The organism is Cupriavidus sp. AU9028, from assembly GCF_019795295.1.
Taxonomy (GTDB): Bacteria; Pseudomonadota; Gammaproteobacteria; order Burkholderiales; family Burkholderiaceae; genus Cupriavidus.
In genome coordinates this window covers 71443-88480 of the sequence record NZ_JAIMCG010000018.1, presented here as the reverse complement: position 1 = coordinate 88480, position 17038 = coordinate 71443, and the positions used below count along the sequence as shown (strand labels likewise).

At 66.3% G+C, this 17038-nt stretch carries 14 protein-coding genes; 4 read left to right on the top strand and 10 right to left on the bottom strand.

Translation table 11 applies throughout. The features are described 5' to 3' along the window. Positions 1–163 precede the first annotated feature (163 nt). The 3 genes from K6V06_RS17960 to K6V06_RS17950 are packed head-to-tail and all read right to left on the bottom strand — an operon-like array spanning position 164 to position 2536. Entirely contained in the window at positions 164–370 is a 207-nt protein-coding gene (locus K6V06_RS17960; protein WP_222245483.1) for a hypothetical protein, read from the bottom strand. Beyond that, the gene (locus tag K6V06_RS17955; protein ID WP_222245482.1) at positions 367–1779 is read right to left on the bottom strand and encodes a LutB/LldF family L-lactate oxidation iron-sulfur protein; all 1413 of its coding nucleotides are present in this window, start codon (positions 1777–1779) and stop codon (positions 367–369) included. Before K6V06_RS17955 ends, K6V06_RS17960 begins: the two co-directional genes overlap by 4 nt. A gap of 19 nt (positions 1780–1798) precedes the next feature. After that, positions 1799–2536: a (Fe-S)-binding protein gene (locus K6V06_RS17950; RefSeq protein ID WP_222245481.1), complete on the bottom strand. Its 738-nt coding sequence runs from the start codon at positions 2534–2536 to the stop codon at positions 1799–1801. A 227-nt stretch (positions 2537–2763) separates the two neighbouring features. Between K6V06_RS17950 and K6V06_RS17945 the strand changes: the two genes are divergently transcribed. Beyond that, positions 2764–3549, top strand: coding sequence for an IclR family transcriptional regulator (locus K6V06_RS17945; RefSeq protein ID WP_222245480.1), 786 nt, complete (start codon positions 2764–2766; stop codon positions 3547–3549). A 124-nt stretch (positions 3550–3673) separates the two neighbouring features. Here K6V06_RS17945 and pbpG read toward each other — a convergent pair whose 3' ends face one another. The 3 genes from pbpG to K6V06_RS17930 all read right to left on the bottom strand — a co-directional run bounded on the left by pbpG (position 3674) and on the right by K6V06_RS17930 (position 6663). Further along, a complete protein-coding gene (gene pbpG, locus K6V06_RS17940; protein WP_222245479.1) occupies positions 3674–4948 on the bottom strand; it encodes a D-alanyl-D-alanine endopeptidase in 1275 nt (424 codons plus the stop codon). Between the two features lie 320 nt (positions 4949–5268). After that, entirely contained in the window at positions 5269–5718 is a 450-nt protein-coding gene (locus K6V06_RS17935) for a thioesterase family protein (protein WP_222245478.1), read from the bottom strand. 18 nt (positions 5719–5736) lie between these two features. Then, positions 5737–6663 (bottom strand): histone deacetylase, encoded by a 927-nt coding sequence (locus K6V06_RS17930; RefSeq protein WP_222245477.1) that lies wholly within the window; start codon positions 6661–6663, stop codon positions 5737–5739. Between the two features lie 497 nt (positions 6664–7160). On the opposite strand from K6V06_RS17930, the gene K6V06_RS17925 reads away from it, so the two are divergent. From K6V06_RS17925 to fdxA, 3 genes are all read left to right on the top strand, one after another. After that, positions 7161–7766 carry a phasin family protein gene (locus K6V06_RS17925; protein ID WP_222245476.1) on the top strand — a complete coding sequence of 202 codons (606 nt, stop codon included), beginning with the start codon at positions 7161–7163 and terminating at the stop codon, positions 7764–7766. Between the two features lie 216 nt (positions 7767–7982). Beyond that, a complete protein-coding gene (locus K6V06_RS17920) occupies positions 7983–8810 on the top strand; it encodes a class III extradiol ring-cleavage dioxygenase (RefSeq protein ID WP_255581931.1) in 828 nt (275 codons plus the stop codon). Positions 8811–8853: 43 nt separating this feature from the next. Next, positions 8854–9228, top strand: a complete 375-nt coding sequence (gene fdxA / locus K6V06_RS17915) for a ferredoxin FdxA (RefSeq protein WP_222245474.1) — start codon at positions 8854–8856, stop codon at positions 9226–9228. On the opposite strand, the gene K6V06_RS17910 is transcribed toward fdxA, so the two are convergent. From K6V06_RS17910 to aceE, 4 genes are all read right to left on the bottom strand, one after another. Then, positions 9225–10142 (bottom strand): LysR family transcriptional regulator, encoded by a 918-nt coding sequence (locus K6V06_RS17910; RefSeq protein ID WP_222245473.1) that lies wholly within the window; start codon positions 10140–10142, stop codon positions 9225–9227. The two genes, fdxA and K6V06_RS17910, sit on opposite strands and share 4 nt — an antisense overlap. A 161-nt stretch (positions 10143–10303) precedes the next feature. Continuing rightward, on the bottom strand, positions 10304–12118 hold the full coding sequence (lpdA, locus tag K6V06_RS17905; protein ID WP_222245472.1) for a dihydrolipoyl dehydrogenase: 1815 nt from the start codon (positions 12116–12118) through the stop codon (positions 10304–10306). Between the two features lie 25 nt (positions 12119–12143). Further along, complete coding sequence (gene aceF / locus K6V06_RS17900) at positions 12144–13820, bottom strand: dihydrolipoyllysine-residue acetyltransferase (protein WP_222245471.1); 1677 nt, start codon at positions 13818–13820, stop codon at positions 12144–12146. A 178-nt stretch (positions 13821–13998) separates the two neighbouring features. Further along, the gene (gene aceE, locus K6V06_RS17895) at positions 13999–16689 is read right to left on the bottom strand and encodes a pyruvate dehydrogenase (acetyl-transferring), homodimeric type (RefSeq protein ID WP_222245470.1); all 2691 of its coding nucleotides are present in this window, start codon (positions 16687–16689) and stop codon (positions 13999–14001) included. Positions 16690–17038: the final 349 nt, after the last annotated feature.

Here is a 17038-nt window from a genome sequence, read left to right as displayed (position 1 = left end):
AACCGTACGGGTTGCAAGAAAGAACGGTCCGACCCAGATCCCAGCGCTCTCCCACGGGCTTGAGGTCCCAGAGGGCAGTCGGGCTACTGAGCCGGTCCAAATCCCAACCATTAAGATACAAGGGCAACCACCTTCCCCAAACCTCCGGCGGCTCAACCCGCCGTCAGGCCTTCCCCGCCTTCTCCAGCCGCCGCAGCAGTTCCTCCATCGCCTGCCCGAATACCGGCGGCAGCGTCAGCGCCCCGCTCTGCTCCCGCCACGCGCGCACCAGCGCGTCGGCCCGGATCTTCCCGGCCAGATGCCCATCCAGCGCCTCTCGCATGGCGTCCAGGGCCTGCCGATTGTCGGCCGCACTTGTGGTGAGACTCATGGCTGCGCCCTCCTCTCCTTGTACAGCTCCCGGAACGTGCGACCCGCCGGGGCCGGCATGTCCCGTGTGTCGGTCCAGTTGCGGCCCGCCAGCGGCAGCTTGCCAATCCGCCCGCCATGCCGGCCCATCCTTGCCAGCACCCTCGCCCCAAGGCGCGTCGCCAGCGCATACAGGCCAGGACGGCGGGCGACATAGCCCCAGGCGCGCAGCGCGAAGCGCTCGCCCCAGGGGCGCATGCCCCGCTCCATCTGCTTTTCGCGCAGCTTGCGCAGCAGGTCCGACAGCGGAATCGAGGCCGGACAGACCCGATTGCACTCGCCGCACAGCGTCGCCGCCTGCGGCAGGTCAATCGCATTGCCAATCCCGACATAGCTGGGCGTCAGCACGCTGCCCATCGGCCCCGGATACACCCAGCCATAGGCATGGCCGCCGATCTTCTGGTAGACCGGGCAATGGTTCATGCAGGCCCCGCAGCGGATGCAGCGGAGCATTTCCTCGAAGTCGCCGCCTATCAGCCCGGTGCGGCCGCCATCGACCAGCACGAAGTACATATGCTCCGGGCCATCCTGCTCGCCTTCGGCGCGAGGCCCGGTCAGCAGCGAGAAATAGTTGGAGATCGCCTGTCCGGTCGCCGAGCGCGGCAGCAGCCGCATGACGGTGGCCAGGTCCTCGAGCGTGGGCAGCACCTTCTCGATGCCCGTCACGGCGACATGCACGCGCGGCATCACGGTACACATGCCCTCGTTGCCTTCGTTGGTCACCAGCGCGACCGAGCCGGTCTCGGCGATCAGGAAGTTGCCACCGGTCACGCCCATGTCGGCGGACAGGAACTCCGGACGCAGCACCTCGCGCGCTTCCCGTGTCATGTCGGGGATATCGGTCAGCCGCGGCTTGTGATGGACGCGGGCGAACAGGTCGGCGATCTCGTCCTTGTCCTTGTGCACCACCGGCGCAATGATGTGCGACGGCGGTTCGGCATCGTTGATCTGCAGGATGTACTCGCCCAGATCGGTTTCGATGCTCTGCACGCCCATCTCGCCCAGCACCTGGTTGAGCCGCATCTCCTCGGTCACCATCGACTTGCTCTTGATGACCTTGCGCACCCCGTGGCGTCTGGCGATCTCGGCGACCAGACGCGCCGCATCGGCCGTGCTCTCCGCAAACAGCACCGTGGCGCCGCGCCGCGTGGCGTTTTCCTCGAAGGTTGCAAGCCACACGTCCAGCCGCTGCAGCGCGCGATCGCGCCGCTCCTTCAGGGCCTCGCGGGTCGCCGCGAAGTCGATGTCCTCGATCGCCGCCGCGCGCGCCGTGACGAATTTGGTCGACAGCTTCTTCAGGTTCTGCTGCAGGCGCTGGTCGGCGAGCTTCTGCCCGGCCCGCGCCTTGAATTCCATGCTATGCACTTGCATTCTGGCTCCCGTGCTGTGGTCAGGCGTCGCCGGCCAGCACCTGGGCGATATGCAGCACGCGCGTGCCGTCGTCACCGGTGCGCCGCAGCCGCCCTTCGATATTGAGCATGCAGCCCAGGTCCCCGAGCACCACCGCGTCGGCCCCGCTGGCCTGGATGTTGGCGCACTTCTCGTCGACGATGGCGGTGGAGATGTCGCCGTACTTGACCGAAAACGTCCCGCCGAAGCCGCAGCATGCTTCGCAGTCCTTCATCTCGGTGAGCGTCACGCCCGGAAGGCGCGACAGCAACGCGCGCGGTTGCTGCTTGACGCCGAGCTCGCGCAGGCCGGAACAGGCGTCGTGGTAGGTCACATTGCCGGTGAAACCGGACTGCAGCGTGGCGGCGACGTTATCGATGCCGGCCACGTTGACCAGGAAGTCGGTCAGTTCATAGACCCGCTCCCGCAGCTTCTGGTAGCGGCCGCCAAGCTCCGGGTCATCCCGCAGCAGATCGCCATAGTGGTGGACGATCATGCCGCCGCACGACCCCGACGGCACCACCACGTAGTCGAACATCTCGAACTCGCGCAGGAATTTCTCGGCCAGGTCGCGGGCGGCGGTGCGTTCGCCGCTGTTGTAGGCCGGCTGTCCGCAGCAGGTCTGCGCCTCGGGCACCATCACTTCGTAGCCGGCGCGCTCCAGCACCTTGAGCACGGAAAAGCCGATCTCGGGCCGCATCAGGTCGACCAGACAGGTGACGAACAAACCGATTCGCATGGCTTTCCTTTCTCTCCAGACCCAAAACCTGTCAATTATGCGCCCGCCATCCTGCTGCGGGCCAGTTCGGCACATGAAAAGCGTGCATGCGGCCAACGAATTCGTGCCACATCCGGCCGTTCACGCCGTCAATCGGGTCGCCGCTGGAATTTCACGTATTGAAATTTTCACGATGCGAGATAGAATCGGGCAAACGCTTAATTTGCCGCAGGGCAACAAAATCACCCATGGCCGAAGCAGAAAAGGAACCCGGAAAGACCTCCATCCAGGTCATCGAGCGAATGATGACACTGCTCGATGCGCTGGCCGGCCACGCCGATCCGGTCAGCCTGAAGGAGCTTTCCCTGGCAACGGGACTGCATCCGTCCACCGCCCACCGCATCCTCAACGATATGGTGGCGTGCCGCTTCGTCGACCGCTCCGACCCTGGCAGCTACCGGCTCGGCATGCGGCTGCTCGAACTGGGCAACCTGGTCAAGGCGCGCCTGTCGGTGCGCGAGGCGGCGCTCGCACCGATGCGGGCGTTGCACCGCGTCACCGGGCAGACCGTCAACCTGTCGGTGCGCCAGGGCGACGAGATCGTCTACATCGAGCGTGCCTACAGCGAGCGTTCGGGCATGCAGGTGGTCCGCGCCATTGGCGGCCGCGCGCCGCTGCACCTGACCTCGGTGGGCAAACTGTTCTTGGCCGCCGACGACCTGACGCGGGTACGCAACTACGCGACCCGCACCGGGCTGGCCGGCCATACCCGCACCTCCATTACCGACCTTGCCAAGCTGGAGCGCGAGCTGAACTGGGTGCGCACCAACGGCTACGCAAGGGACAACGAGGAACTGGAACTGGGGGTGCGCTGCATCGCCGCAGGCATCTACGACGATTCGCGCCGGCTGATCGCCGGGCTGTCATTGTCCGCGCCAGCGGACCGGCTGCAGGATGGATGGCTGGTCAATCTGAAGGAGACCGCCCTGCAGATCTCGCGCGGCATGGGCTTCACGGCCGACGCGGAAGTCTGATCGACCGGGCTGCCTGGCCTCCGGCAACCGGAGGCAAAGGCAGCGCAGTACGATCAGGAACGGCCGACTCGCGCCCCTCCCGCCCGCGGAAGGAGAGGCCGAAAGTGAGGCATCGAACGCCCGGTCAGATTCCCCGGCTCTGTTGCGAGGTCAGCACGTAATGCGGCGAGTTGCCCGGCGACGTGACATGCGGTGCAGGGCGCGGTGCCTGGGTCAGATTGGGCGAGGCAGGGAACCCGCGCGACGGACCCGGCACCGTCGGGAGATGCTCCAGCCAGTCTCGCACGCGGTTGGCATCGGCAAAACGGCTTTGCGAGCCGTCCGAATCGAGGAACACCATCACCACGTTGCGTGCGCCGACGCGGGCCTGCATCACCAGGCAACGGCCTGCCTCGGAGATGAAGCCTGTCTTCTGCAGGCCGATATCCCACTGCCCGCCGCGCACCAGCCGGTTGGTGCTGACATAGTGCAGCGACCGTCCGGCTGCATTGACCTCGTGCTCGGTCTGCGTCGAGAACGCGCGGATGGTCGGATTGCGGTAAGCCGCATTGACCAGACGCGCCAGATCCAGCGCACTGGAGACATTGCTGCTGGACAGCCCGCTGGAATCGACGAAGTGGCTGTCATTCATGCCCAGCTCGCGTGCCTTGCGGTTCATTGCCTGCACGAATGCCGGCAGGCCGCCCGGATAGTGGCGGCCGAGCGCCGAGGCAGCGCGATTCTCGGAAGACATCAGGGCCAGCAGCAGCAGTTCCTCCCGGGTCAACTGCGTACCGAAGCGCAGGCGCGAACTGCTGTTCTTCTCGGTGTCGCGGTCCTCCTCGGTGATGGTCAGCACCTCGTCCATCGGCAAGCGCGCGTCCATCACCACCAGCGCGGTCATCAGCTTGGTGATCGAGGCGATTGGCAGCACGGCGGTCGGGTTCTTCTGGAACAGCACCTCGTTGGTGTTCTGGTCCATCACCAGCGCCACCGACGAGCGCAGCGCCAGCGCGTCCTCGGTGTCCCGCAGACCCAGCGCCTCGCCCAGCGAGGGACGCGACGGCGCGAACGACGCACGCACCGGGGCGGCATGACGCTCGACCAACACCACGCTGCGCTTGCCGTTCTTGCGCACCACGACCTTGCGGGCGCTGCTCGAGCGGCTGGCCACCGCGTTCTTCGACGAGGCGGAGGACGTCTTGCGGGCCGCGCTCTTCGCCTTGCCAGTGGATTTGCTGGCGGATTTCTTGTCCACCTTGACGACTTTGGAGCTCTTCTTGGCGTCGCGGGACGACTTGCTTGCCGCCTCTGCCACGGGTGCCGCAAGGAGTGCGACCGATACCAGCGCCGACGCGGCCAGCACTGGCAGCGGCGTAGTACCGAGGAATCTCAGGAATGGGAGGTCGAACCGGGGCATGATTCTCGGGCGCGCATCGGGGATGGCGCCAGTGTAGGAAAAAAAGATTTTCTTAGCAACTTGAACGACTTAGGGCACAGACTTAAAGCTGACCTTGTGTATCGTTCCGCAATACAAAAAATCAGACGAATACGCCACTGTGCCGCTGCGATGACCTTCAGCCCGGGGCAGAAGTTCCGCCAATGTTGCCCGCCTTGCCGCCTCTAACGACACGCTCGGCCGCAACTTGAACCGGGGATTACCCTCGAGCCGGGACTGACAGCGGTTGTAACGCACGAGACCGGCGTTTCGTTTACTTCGATTTCAATGCCTTCCACCCTTCAGCGCGTGTGGAGAAGAGGCTCCAGCGCCTGCCGCAGCGCGCGCGGCAGCGGCACCGGCCGGCGCGTCTGCCGATCGACATAGACGTGGACGAAGTGGCCATGCGCGGAAGCTCGCTCCTCGTCATTGCGAAACAGCCCGACCTCGTAGCGCACGCTGCTGTTGCCGAGCCGGGCCACCCGCAGACCGGCCGTCACCGTATCCGGAAAGCTGACCGAGGCGAAATAGTTGCATTGCGTCTCGATCACCAGGCCGATGGTGTCGCCCGCATGGATGTCGAGGGCGTCCTGCTCGATCAGATAACGGTTCACCACGGTATCGAAGTAGCTGTAATAGACGACGTTGTTGACGTGGCCGTAGACGTCGTTGTCCATCCAGCGGGTGGTGATCTCCAGAAAATGGCGGTAGTCGGCGCGTTGTTCGGCTTCTGGGCGGGTGGCGGCGGTCATGGAGAGCGGCGAGCGGGTTCAAGGGGTGGGGGTGGCATGGCGGTCGAGCCAGCGGCGCTGCCATGCGCTGGCCCGGGCGATGGTCTGCAGGTGGACGGCGACGGTGTCCTCGATCCGGTTGCCGTAGCCGCCGGCCATCGCCACCGCTACCGGGATGCGGTGTCGCGCCAGCGTGCCGAACACCGCGTCGTCGCGGCGCGCAAGCCCTGGCAGCGTCAGCTTCAGCCTGCCGAGGCGATCGCCCTCATGGGGGTCGGCACCGGCAAGGTAGATCGCAAGGTCGGGGCTGAAGCGGCCCAGCATCGCATCGAGCGCGGCCTGCAGGGCGCCAAGGTAATCGTCGTCTCCGCAGCCGTCCGGCAGCCCGACGTCCAGATCGCTGGCTTCCTTGCGGAAGGGGTAGTTCTTCTCCCCATGCAGCGACAGGGTGAACACCGTGGGGTCGCCGGACAGGATCGAGGCGGTCCCGTTGCCCTGATGCACGTCCAGGTCGATGATTGCCGCCCGCTGCACGCAGCCATCGCGCTGCATCACCCGCGCGGCGATGGCGGCATCGTTGAAGACGCAAAACCCGCCGCCCTTGTCGGCGTAGGCGTGGTGCGTGCCGCCCGCCAGATTTGCCGCGATGCCGTCGTGCAGCGCCGCCCGGCAGGCTTGCACCGTCGCCCCGGCGGACCGGCGCGAGCGCTCGACCATGGCCTCGGACCAGGGGAAGCCGATCTCCCGCTGCCGGGCGGCATCCAGCTGGCCCAGCGAAACCTGCGCGACATACTGCGCATCGTGCGCGAGCAGCAGCATGGCATCGTCCGCACGTTGCGCCTCGAGCAGTTCGACGCCGTCCAGGCGCTCGGCCACTGCATCGCGCAGCATCCTGTATTTCCGCATCGGAAAGCGGTGGCCCTCCGGTAGCGGCAAGACGAAGTGGTCGGCGTAATAGACTCGCATGCGAAGCGTCGGGTCGGTAGTCGGCGAGGAGGGCGCAGCGTCCCGCCCCCAGCGGGAAGGATGCAAATGGGCGATGGTAGCACTCGCCCTGCTGTGCGGTCTTTACGTGTTGTCACGAACGGCCGGCGCCCCGCGAGGGTGGAAAAAACCTTGTCGGGCCGAGCAGGAAACGAGGAAAAAAAGCGGCTTGGAAAGCGCAATGTGCAGTGCGCGCCAGAGGGTTTACCCGGCACCGGTTGTGCAGTGCACCAAAACCGCTTGACAGCCGCATCGAGGTCCCTACAATGGGGACTTGTTGCGGCGCACCATGAGTCCGGATGGCTCTCCGAAGTGAGCGCGGCAACCCGAATTGCAGTTCGCGCACCAGCAGATGGAATCGCCCGCTGGACCGCAGCTGTTCATGCGCCTGGGCTGGCCGTCTCGCAAGGTCACGGCTTCGACACTAGGCGGCTCATCTTGAGTTCCCCGTAACTCGACTTCATTTCATGGAGACCAGCATGTCCTTTACCCCCGAACAAGTCGCCGCCGCTCACAAAGCCAATCTGGAAACTCTTCTCGGCCTGACCAGCAAGGCGTTCGAGGGCGTCGAAAAGCTCGTCGAGCTCAATATGCAAGTGGTCAAGACCACCCTGGCGGAGAACGTCGAGCACACCAAGAAGGCTCTCAGCGTGCGCGATGCGCAGGAACTGCTTGCGCTGCAGGTGTCGCTGATCCAGCCGGTAGCCGAAAAGGCCGTGGCCTACAGCCGCCACGTGTACGAAATCGCGACCGACACCCAGTCGGAATTCACCCGCGTGGCGGAAGCCCAACTGGCGGAAAACTCGCGCAACATGCAGACCATGGTGGACAACCTGGCCCGCAACGCGCCCGCCGGCTCGGAGTCGACCGTTGCCATCGTGAAGTCGGCGATCGCTGCCGCCAACAACGCCTACGAGTCGGTCCAGAAGGCCACCAAGCAGGCAGTCGAGATTGCCGAGAGCAATTTCCAGGCGGCCGCCAGCGCGGCGACCAACGCTGCCCAGCAGGCAGGCTCGGCAACCGCGGCGACCGCCGCGCGCGCTGCTGCCGCTGCCGGCAAGAAGGCGCCGACCACCGCGGTCTGAATGCTCGCCTGACGGCATCGACGGCGGTTCGCCGCCACGGAAAACCCGGCCACTGTGGCCGGGTTTTTCCTTTTCTGGCGGCTGCGTTTTTCTCAGGCCTCGCCCGGACCAGATCGTCCAGTTTCTTGCACAGTGATTCCCGCCCTTGCCGGCTGTCGCCGCGCACCCTGGCCGGTTACATTGCAAGCGATGCAGCAGCAAGCCATGGAGAACGCAATGCCCTCGAATCGATTGCCGGTCTACTTCGTCTCGCACGGCGGCGGACCGTGGCCGTTCATCGACGGCATCCGTGAGCAGTACGCCGCCACCGAACGGGCCCTGCGCGCCCTGCCCGACCGGCTGCCCGCACGGCCCGCGGCCGTGCTCGTGATCTCGGGGCACTGGGAGGCACCGGCCTTCACCGTGTCGACGGCTGCCCGGCCGCCGATGCTGTACGACTATTTCGGCTTTCCGCCACACACCTATCATCTGCAATACCCTGCACCGGGTGCGCCGGCGCTGGCGGCCCGGGTGCACGAACGGATCGCCGCCGCTGGTCTTGCGGCGGGCGAAGACGCCCAGCGCGGCTTCGACCATGGCACCTTCATCCCGCTTGGCCTGATGTTCCCGGACGCCGACGTGCCGGTGCTGATGGTGTCGCTGCGCGACGACTACGACCCCGCCGCCCATCTGCGCCTGGGCCAGGCGCTCGCGCCCTTGCGCGACGAGGGCGTTCTCATCATCGGCAGCGGACTCACATACCACAACATGCGCGGCTTCAATCGCGACGCCTCCACGCCGGTCGCCGAGGCGTTCCAGCGATGGCTGGACCAGGCGGTCACGCAGCCGGACGCGGCAAGGCGCAACGCGCTGCTGGCGGACTGGCAGCGCGCCCCCGACGCGCGGCTGGTCCACCCTCGCGAAGATCATCTGATGCCCTTGCTGGTCGCCGCCGGTGCCGCCGGCAACGACGCCGGGCGAACGCTGTTCGTCGACCGCGTGATGAAGGTGCCGATGGCGTCGTACGAGTTCCGGCAGGCGGTGGACTGCCAAGGCGACCGCTGACCGCCAGCGACGAACCTGACCGCGCTCTTATTCGGATTCCTTCATGCCCTTTGTCGTCACCGAAAGCTGCATCCAATGCAAGTACACCGACTGCGTCACCGTCTGCCCGATGGATTGCTTCCTGGAGGGGCCGAACTTCCTCGTGATCCATCCCGATGAGTGCATCGACTGCTCGATGTGCGTGGCCGAATGCCCGGTTGGCGCAATCGTCGGCGAGCACGAGGTGCCGCCGGACCAGCGGCACTTCATCGAACTGAACCGCACGCTGTCGGCCCATCCCGACTGGAAGCGCATCACCGCCAGCAAGCCGCCGCTGCCGGAACACGAGCAGTGGGCGACGGTGCGGGACAAGCTGCCGCTGCTGCAGTTGCCCGATGCGGTCACTCCGCCCCTGACCGACGGACAGCAGGAGCGCTAGCCCGCAGGGCGTTGTTCGCCCTCTTCCGCCTTGCGCGCCCATTCGAGCGCCATCTCGATGAAAGCCGTGACCGACGGCGCCGTATACGCCTGCCGCGGATAGACGAAATAGAAGGCGCCCACGGCGTCCATCCGCCAGCCGGGCAGCACCCGTACCAACGATCCGGCCACGGCCGCCTCGTGCGCAAGGAAATCGGGCAGCCATGCCACGCCCTCGCCGAGCAGCGCCAACGCCTTGACCGCTTCGAAGTCGTCGGCGGTAACGCGGCTGGCGACCGGCAGTCGCACGCGCGTGCCGCCATCGGTCAGCGCGATTTCCTGCACTCCGCTGCGGGCAACGAAGCGGCAGCCGCGCAAGTCATCGGGCTGCCGCAGCGCGCCGCGCTGGTCCTGCAATGCCAGCAGATATTCCGGCGACGCCCACAACCCGACCTCAAGACCGAAGAAGCGGCGCGCGACCAGCGAGGAGTCCTTCAGCACCCCTGCACGAAGCGCGAGGTCGATGCCGTCGGCAATCAGGTCGAGCATTTCGTTGGTCAGGCGCATCTCCACCCGGGTACCGGGATAGCGCCGCAGATACGCCTCGATAATCGGTGGCAGCACCGTATGCCCAACATCGAACGGCGCGGTGATCCGCAGCAGCCCGCCCGGCCGTTCCCGCGCTTGCAGCAGCGCTGCCTCGCCCAGTTCGATCTCCCGCACCGCGTTGACGCAATGGCGGAAGTAGGCCTCGCCGGCCTCGGTCATGCGCAGGTTCCGCGTCGTGCGCTGGATCAGGCTGACGCCCAGCCGCTTCTCCAGCGCGGCCACGCGGGCGCTGACCGTGGTCTTCGGCATGCCGAGCTGGCGCGCCGCGGCGGCGAAGCTGCCCGCTTCCACCACCTTGACGAATACGGTGATTGCGTCGAAATCCATACCAGTGTCTAACCCGGCCCCGCCGCTGCCCGGCCGCGATCTAGTGGTAGGTTTGAGAGCCTGGCGGTTAATTGCATTTCTCGATGCGAAGAAGGCCCGCCTCGCGGCGAGCCTTCCGTTGCGCCTTCGGTGGCGGCAGCATCCCCGCCAACCGAGTCATCTCAACGCTTGCGCGGCGGCGGCACGTCCGTGCAGACACCTTCGTAGATCTCCGCCGCCATGCCCACCGATTCGCCCAGCGTCGGGTGCGGATGGATGGTACGACCGATATCGACGGCATCGGCGCCCATTTCGATCGCCAGGCACACCTCGCCGATCAGGTCGCCGGCATGGGTGCCGACGATGCCCCCGCCGATGATGCGGTGGGTTTCCTCATCGAAGATCAGCTTGGTGAAGCCTTCGTCGCGCCCGTTGGCGATCGCCCGGCCCGAAGCGGCCCAGGGGAACACGCCCTTGCCGTACTTGATGCCCTGCTCCTTGCATTGCTCTTCGGTCAGGCCGGCCCAGGCCACTTCCGGATCGGTGTAGGCGACGGACGGAATCTGCTTCGCGTCGAAGTACGCCTTCTCGCCGTGCGCGGCTTCCGCGGCGACATGGCCTTCGTGCACCGCCTTGTGGGCGAGCATCGGCTGCCCGACGATATCGCCGATGGCGAAGATGTGCGGCACGTTGGTGCGCATCTGCTGGTCGACCTCGATGAAACCGCGCTCGGTGACCGCAACCCCGGCCTTCTCCGCACCGATGCGCTTGCCATTGGGCGCGCGGCCCACCGACACCAGCACCATGTCGTAGCGCTGCGGCTCGGCCGGCGCCTGTTCGCCCTCGAAGCGGACATGGATGCCATCTGCCTTCGCCTCGACGCCGACCGTCCTGGTCTTGAGCATTACCTTGTCGAAGCGATGCTTGTTCATCTTCTCCCAGACCTTGACCAGGTCGCGGTCCGCGCCCTGCATCAGGCCGTCGAGCATTTCCACCACGTCGATGCTGGCGCCCAGCGTCGAATAGACCGTCGCCATCTCCAGGCCGATGATGCCGCCACCGATCACCAGCATGCGCTTGGGAATCTCGCGCAGCTCCAGCGCGCCGGTCGAATCGACGATGCGCGGGTCTTCCGGGATGAACGGCAGCTTCACCGCCTGGCTGCCTGCCGCGATGATCGCCTTCTCGAAGCGGATGACCGTCTTCTTGCCGCTCGCATCCTTGCCGTCGCCGCCAGTCTCCTGCACTTCCAGGTGATTGGGGTCGAGGAAGGTGCCGACGCCGCGCACCACCTGCACCTTGCGCGCCTTGGCCATGCCGGCCAGGCCGCCGGTCAGCTTGCCGACCACCGAATCCTTGTACTTGCGCAGGCCGTCCAGGTCGATCTTTGCGTCACCGAAGACGATGCCGTGCGCGGCCAGCGCCTTCGCCTCGTCGATCACCGCTGCGTTGTGCAGCAGCGCCTTGGACGGAATGCAGCCCACGTTCAGGCAGACGCCGCCCAGCGTCGAATAGCGCTCGACCAGCACCGTCTGCATGCCAAGGTCGGCGCTGCGGAAGGCCGCCGAGTAGCCGCCGGGACCGGCGCCAAGCACCAGCATCTCGCACTGGATGTCGGCGCCGCCGCCGTGCGTCGCCGCAGCCGGGGCCGGCGCCGGCGTTGCCGCCGGGGCCTGCGCTGCAGCGGGCGCCGGAGCCGGCGCAGCCGGTGCCGCGGCCGGGGCTGCGGCCGGGGCTGCGGCCGGGGCTGCCGCCTGCGCGGCCGCTTCCACTGTGCAGATCACCGTGCCCTTCGACACCTTGTCGCCCACCTTGACCTTGACCTCGACCACCTTGCCGGCGGACGAGGACGGCACGTCCATGCTGGCCTTGTCCGACTCCAGCACGATCAGCGACTGCTCTTCCTCGACCGTATCGCCGGCCTTGACCAGCACCTCGATCACTTCCACGGCATCGAAATCGCCGATATCCGGAACCTTGACCTCGATCACACTCATGCTTTGCTCCTCTGGCCGGCGCCGCTTACAGCAGGATGCGACGGAAGTCGGCCAGCAGCTGGCCAAAATAGGTATTGAAGCGGGCCGCCTCGGCGCCATCGATCACGCGGTGATCCCACGACAGCGATAGCGGCAGGGTCAGGCGCGGCACGAACTGCTTGCCGTCCCAGACGGGCTTCTGGTACGACTTGCACACGCCCATGATCGCCACTTCGGGCGCATTGATGATCGGCGTGAAGTAGGTCCCGCCGATCCCGCCCAGCGACGAGATCGAGAAACAGCCGCCCTGCATCTGGTCCGGCTTCAGCTTGCCGTCGCGCGCCAGCTTGGCCAGTTCGGCCATCTCCTGCGCGATCTCGATCACGCCCTTCCTGTCAGCGTCCTTGATCACCGGCACCACCAGCCCATTCGGCGTGTCCGCGGCAAAGCCGACGTTGAAGTACTTCTTCAGGATCAGGTTCTCGCCTTCCAGCGAGGCATTGAAGTTCGGGAACTTCTTCAGCGCGGCAACGGTGGCCTTGATCATGAAGGCCAGCATGGTCACCTTGACGCCCTGCTTCTCGTATTCCTTGTTCAGCTGCACGCGGAACGCTTCCAGCTCGGTAATGTCCGCCTCGTCATGGTTGGTGACGTGGGGGATCATGACCCAGTTGCGATGCAGGTTCGCGCCCGACAGCTTCTTGATGCGCGACAGCGGCTTGCTCTCGATTTCGCCGTAGCGGGTGAAATCGACCTTCGGCCACGGCAGCAGGTTCAGCTCGCCACCGCCGCCCGCACCGGCTGCGGCCGCCTGCGTGGGGGCCGCGGCCTGGCCGCTCATCACGCCCTTGACGTAGCGCTGCACGTCTTCCTGGGTGATGCGGCCCTTGGGACCGGTGCCCGGCACGCGCGACACGTCCACGCCCAGCTCGCGCGCGAACTTGCGCACCGAGGGACTGGCATGGGCAGCCTTGCCCGATACGCCAGCGGGGGCCGGCGCCGTAGCCGAGGCGGCAGCGGCAGGTGCAGCGGCGGGAGCGGCGGCTGCGGGAGCCGGCGACGGTGCGGCAGCAGGAGCCGGGGCCGGAGCCGCCGCGGGGGCGGCAGCCGGCGCAGCCCCCTGCGCTTCCAGCGTCAGGATCAGCGTGCCTTCGGCGACGTTGTCCCCGACCTTGACCTTGATCTCCTTGACCACACCGGCGGACGGCGACGGCACGTCCATGGTGGCCTTGTCGGACTCCAGCGTGATCAGCGCGTCCTCGGCCTGGATGGTATCGCCCGGCTTGACGTGGATCTCGATCACCGGCACGCCGTCATAGTCGCCGATATCGGGGACCTTGACCTCGATCGTGCCGCCCGCGCCGCCACCGGCGGCAGGGGCTGCGGCAGGCGCGGCAGCGGGCGCCGATTCGAGCTTCGTTTCCGCCGCCGGTGCGGGCGCGGGCGTCGAGGCGGCGGGGGCAGGAGCAGCAGCGCCGCCTTCGGCGGGCTCCAGCATCACCAGCACCGAGCCCTCGGAGACATTGTCTCCGACCTTGATCTTCACTTCCTTGACGGTGCCGCCACGCGGCGACGGCACGTCCATGGTCGCCTTGTCGGACTCCAGCGTCACCAGCGCATCTTCCGCGTTGATGGTATCGCCCGGCTTCACGTGTACTTCGATGACGGGAACGGCGTCGTAGTCGCCGATATCCGGCACCTTGATTTCAATCGCTTGACTCATTCAGTGTCTCCTGGACAGGACGGCACGCACAGGCAGCGGTGGCGTCGGCTTCGAGCGCCTGCCCGCCCCTGTCACGCCTCGCGCCCGGTCCGTGCCGGAAGCGCCACAAGGGCGGCTCCGTCGCGGTCCGGGCGCGGGGGGTTGCCGTGCCTGGGGGGTTCGCGGGAGTGACAGCCGGTCAGACCGACATCGGGTTCGGCTTGTTCGGGTCGAGGTTGTACTTGCGGATCGCCTCGGCCACCTTGTCATGCCCGATCGCGCCTTCGTCGGCCAGGGCCTTCAGCGATGCGACGGTGACCCAGTGGCGATCGACCTCGAAGAAGTGGCGCAGCTTCTCGCGGGTATCCGAGCGGCCGAAGCCGTCGGTGCCGAGCACCACGTAGCGGCGCGGCACGAACGGGCGGATCTGCTCGGCGAAGGCGCGCACGTAGTCGGTCGAGGCAATTACCGGACCGCGCACGGACTTGAGCTTCTGCGTGACGAACGACTCGCGCGGGGTCTCGGTCGGGTGCAGCAGGTTCCAGCGCTCGGCGGCCTGGCCTTCGCGGGCCAGCTCGGTGAAGCTCGGGCAGCTCCACAGATCCGATTCGACGCCCCAGTCCTTCTTCAGCAGGTCGGCGGCGGCCATCACCTCGCGGAAGATGGTGCCCGAGCCCAGCAGCTGCACGCGCGGCGCGTTGCTGTTCTCGACGCCCTTGCGGAACGCGTACATGCCCTTGATGATGTCCTGCTCCACGCCAGCCGGCATGGCCGGATGCTCGTAGTTCTCGTTCATCACCGTCAGGTAGTAGTAGACGTCTTCCTGCTCGGCGTACATGCGGCGCATGCCGTCCTGCACGATCACCGCCAGTTCGTACTGGAAGGTCGGGTCATACGAGATGCAGTTCGGGATCGCCGCGTGGAACACGTGCGAATGGCCGTCCTCGTGTTGCAGGCCCTCGCCGTTCAGCGTGGTGCGGCCCGAGGTGCCGCCCAGCAGGAAGCCGCGCGAGCGCATGTCGGCCGCGGCCCAGCACAGGTCGCCGATCCGCTGGATGCCGAACATCGAGTAGTAGATGTAGAACGGGATCATCTGCACGCCGTGCGTCGAGTACGACGTGGCGGCGGCGATCCAGTCGCACATGGCGCCGGCCTCGTTGATGCCTTCCTGCAGGACCTGACCGGTTTCCGACTCCTTGTAGAACATCAGCTGGTCGTGGTCTTCCGGCACGTACTTCTGGCCTTGCTGGTTCCAGATGCCGATCTGGCGGAACAGACCTTCCATGCCGAAGGTGCGCGACTCGTCCGGCACGATGGGCACCACGTGCTTGCCGATCTGCTTGTCCTTGAGCAGCGTGTTCAGGATCCGCACGAACGCCATCGTGGTCGAGACCTCGCGGCCTTCGCCCGTGCCCTTGAGCAGCGCCTCGAACGCGGCCAGCTCGGGCACCTTCAGCGGCTCGGCCTTCTGGCGCCGCGCCGGCAGGTAGCCGCCCAGTTCCATGCGGCGGGCGCGCATGTACTCCAGCTCCTTCGAGCCTTCCTCGAAGGTGACATAGGGCACCTCTTCCAGCTTGTCGTCCGGCACCGGGATCTCGAACTGATCGCGGAAGCGGCGAATCGCCTCCACCGGCATCTTCTTCTGCTGGTGGGTGATGTTCATCGCCTGGCCGGCGTCGCCCATGCCATAGCCCTTGATGGTCTTGGCGAGGATCAGCGTCGGCTGCCCCTTGTGCTCGCTGGCGGCCTTGTAGGCGGCGTAGATCTTGTGCGGGTCGTGGCCGCCGCGATTCAGGCGCCAGATGTCATCGTCGGACCAGTCGGCGACCATCGCCTTCAGTTCCGGCGTATTGAAGAAATGCTCGCGCACATAGGCGCCGTTCTTCGCCTTGAAGGTCTGGTACTCGCCGTCCACGCATTCCATCATGCGCTTCATCAGCAGGCCCTTGGTGTCGCGGGCCAGCAGCGAATCCCAGCGGCTGCCCCACACTACCTTGATCACGTTCCAGCCCGAGCCGCGGAATTCCGACTCCAGCTCCTGGATGATCTTGCCGTTGCCGCGCACCGGGCCGTCCAGGCGCTGCAGGTTGCAGTTGATGACGAAGACCAGGTTGTCCAGCTTCTCGCGCCCCGCCATGCCGATCGCGCCCAGCGATTCCGGCTCGTCCGTCTCACCGTCGCCAAGGAACGCCCACACCTTGCGCTCGCCCAGCTTCGGCACCAGGCCCCGGCTTTCCAGGTATTTCATGAAGCGGGCCTGATAGATGGCCATGATCGGGCCCAGACCCATCGACACCGTCGGGAACTGCCAGAAATCCGGCATCAGCCACGGGTGCGGGTACGACGAGATGCCCTTGCCGTCGACTTCCTGGCGGAAGTTGTCGAGCTGCTCCTCGGTCAGGCGGCCCAGCAGGAAGGCGCGCGAGTAGACGCCGGGCGCCGAGTGGCCCTGCACGAAGACCAGGTCGCCGCCGTGCTTGTCGGACGGCGCGTGCCAGAAGTGGTTGTAGCCGACGTCATAGAGCGTCGCGGCCGACGCGTACGACGAGATATGGCCGCCGACGTTGGTGTGCTTGTTGGCCCGCAGCACCATCGCCATCGCGTTCCAGCGCGAGTACGAGCGGATGCGGTGCTCGATGTCCTGGTCACCCGGGATGCGCGCCTGCTGCTCGACCGGAATGGTGTTGATATAGGGCGTTTCGGCGTGGAAGGGCTGCGTCACGCCATTGACGCGGGCATATTCGATCTGCTTGTCGATCAGGAACGCGGCGCGTTCGGATCCTTCGGCGGCCAGCACGCCCTGCAGGGCCTCGAGCCACTCCTGGGTTTCCTGGGGATCGCCATCGTTGGCGGCGGCTGCGCCAAGGATCTGCTCTGGTACGGCGGACATGGATCGTCTCCTTGAGGAATTCGTGCGCAAAACAGCGGTCCCTGTCTGACCGCCCGCGTTTCATCGCGCGGGCGGCATGGCGCGCGTACGCGCGCGCCCTTCGGGTCCCGGCCGGTCCGACGCTGACTGACGGGATTCGGTTCGACGATGCGGCGGGTGGGCCGGCATTGCGCCGGGTCCGGACAAGGTCCGACCGCCGTCCTGCCACATCGTTCGGTCGCACCGATTCTATGGATACCGTTTTGGCAGCACAAGCCATTTTTTCAAATTACGGTATGGTTTCTCGTAATGTGAAATAATGCCGCAACGCACCAAGACACCCGGAAAGCCAGTACTGACAAAGGCTTGC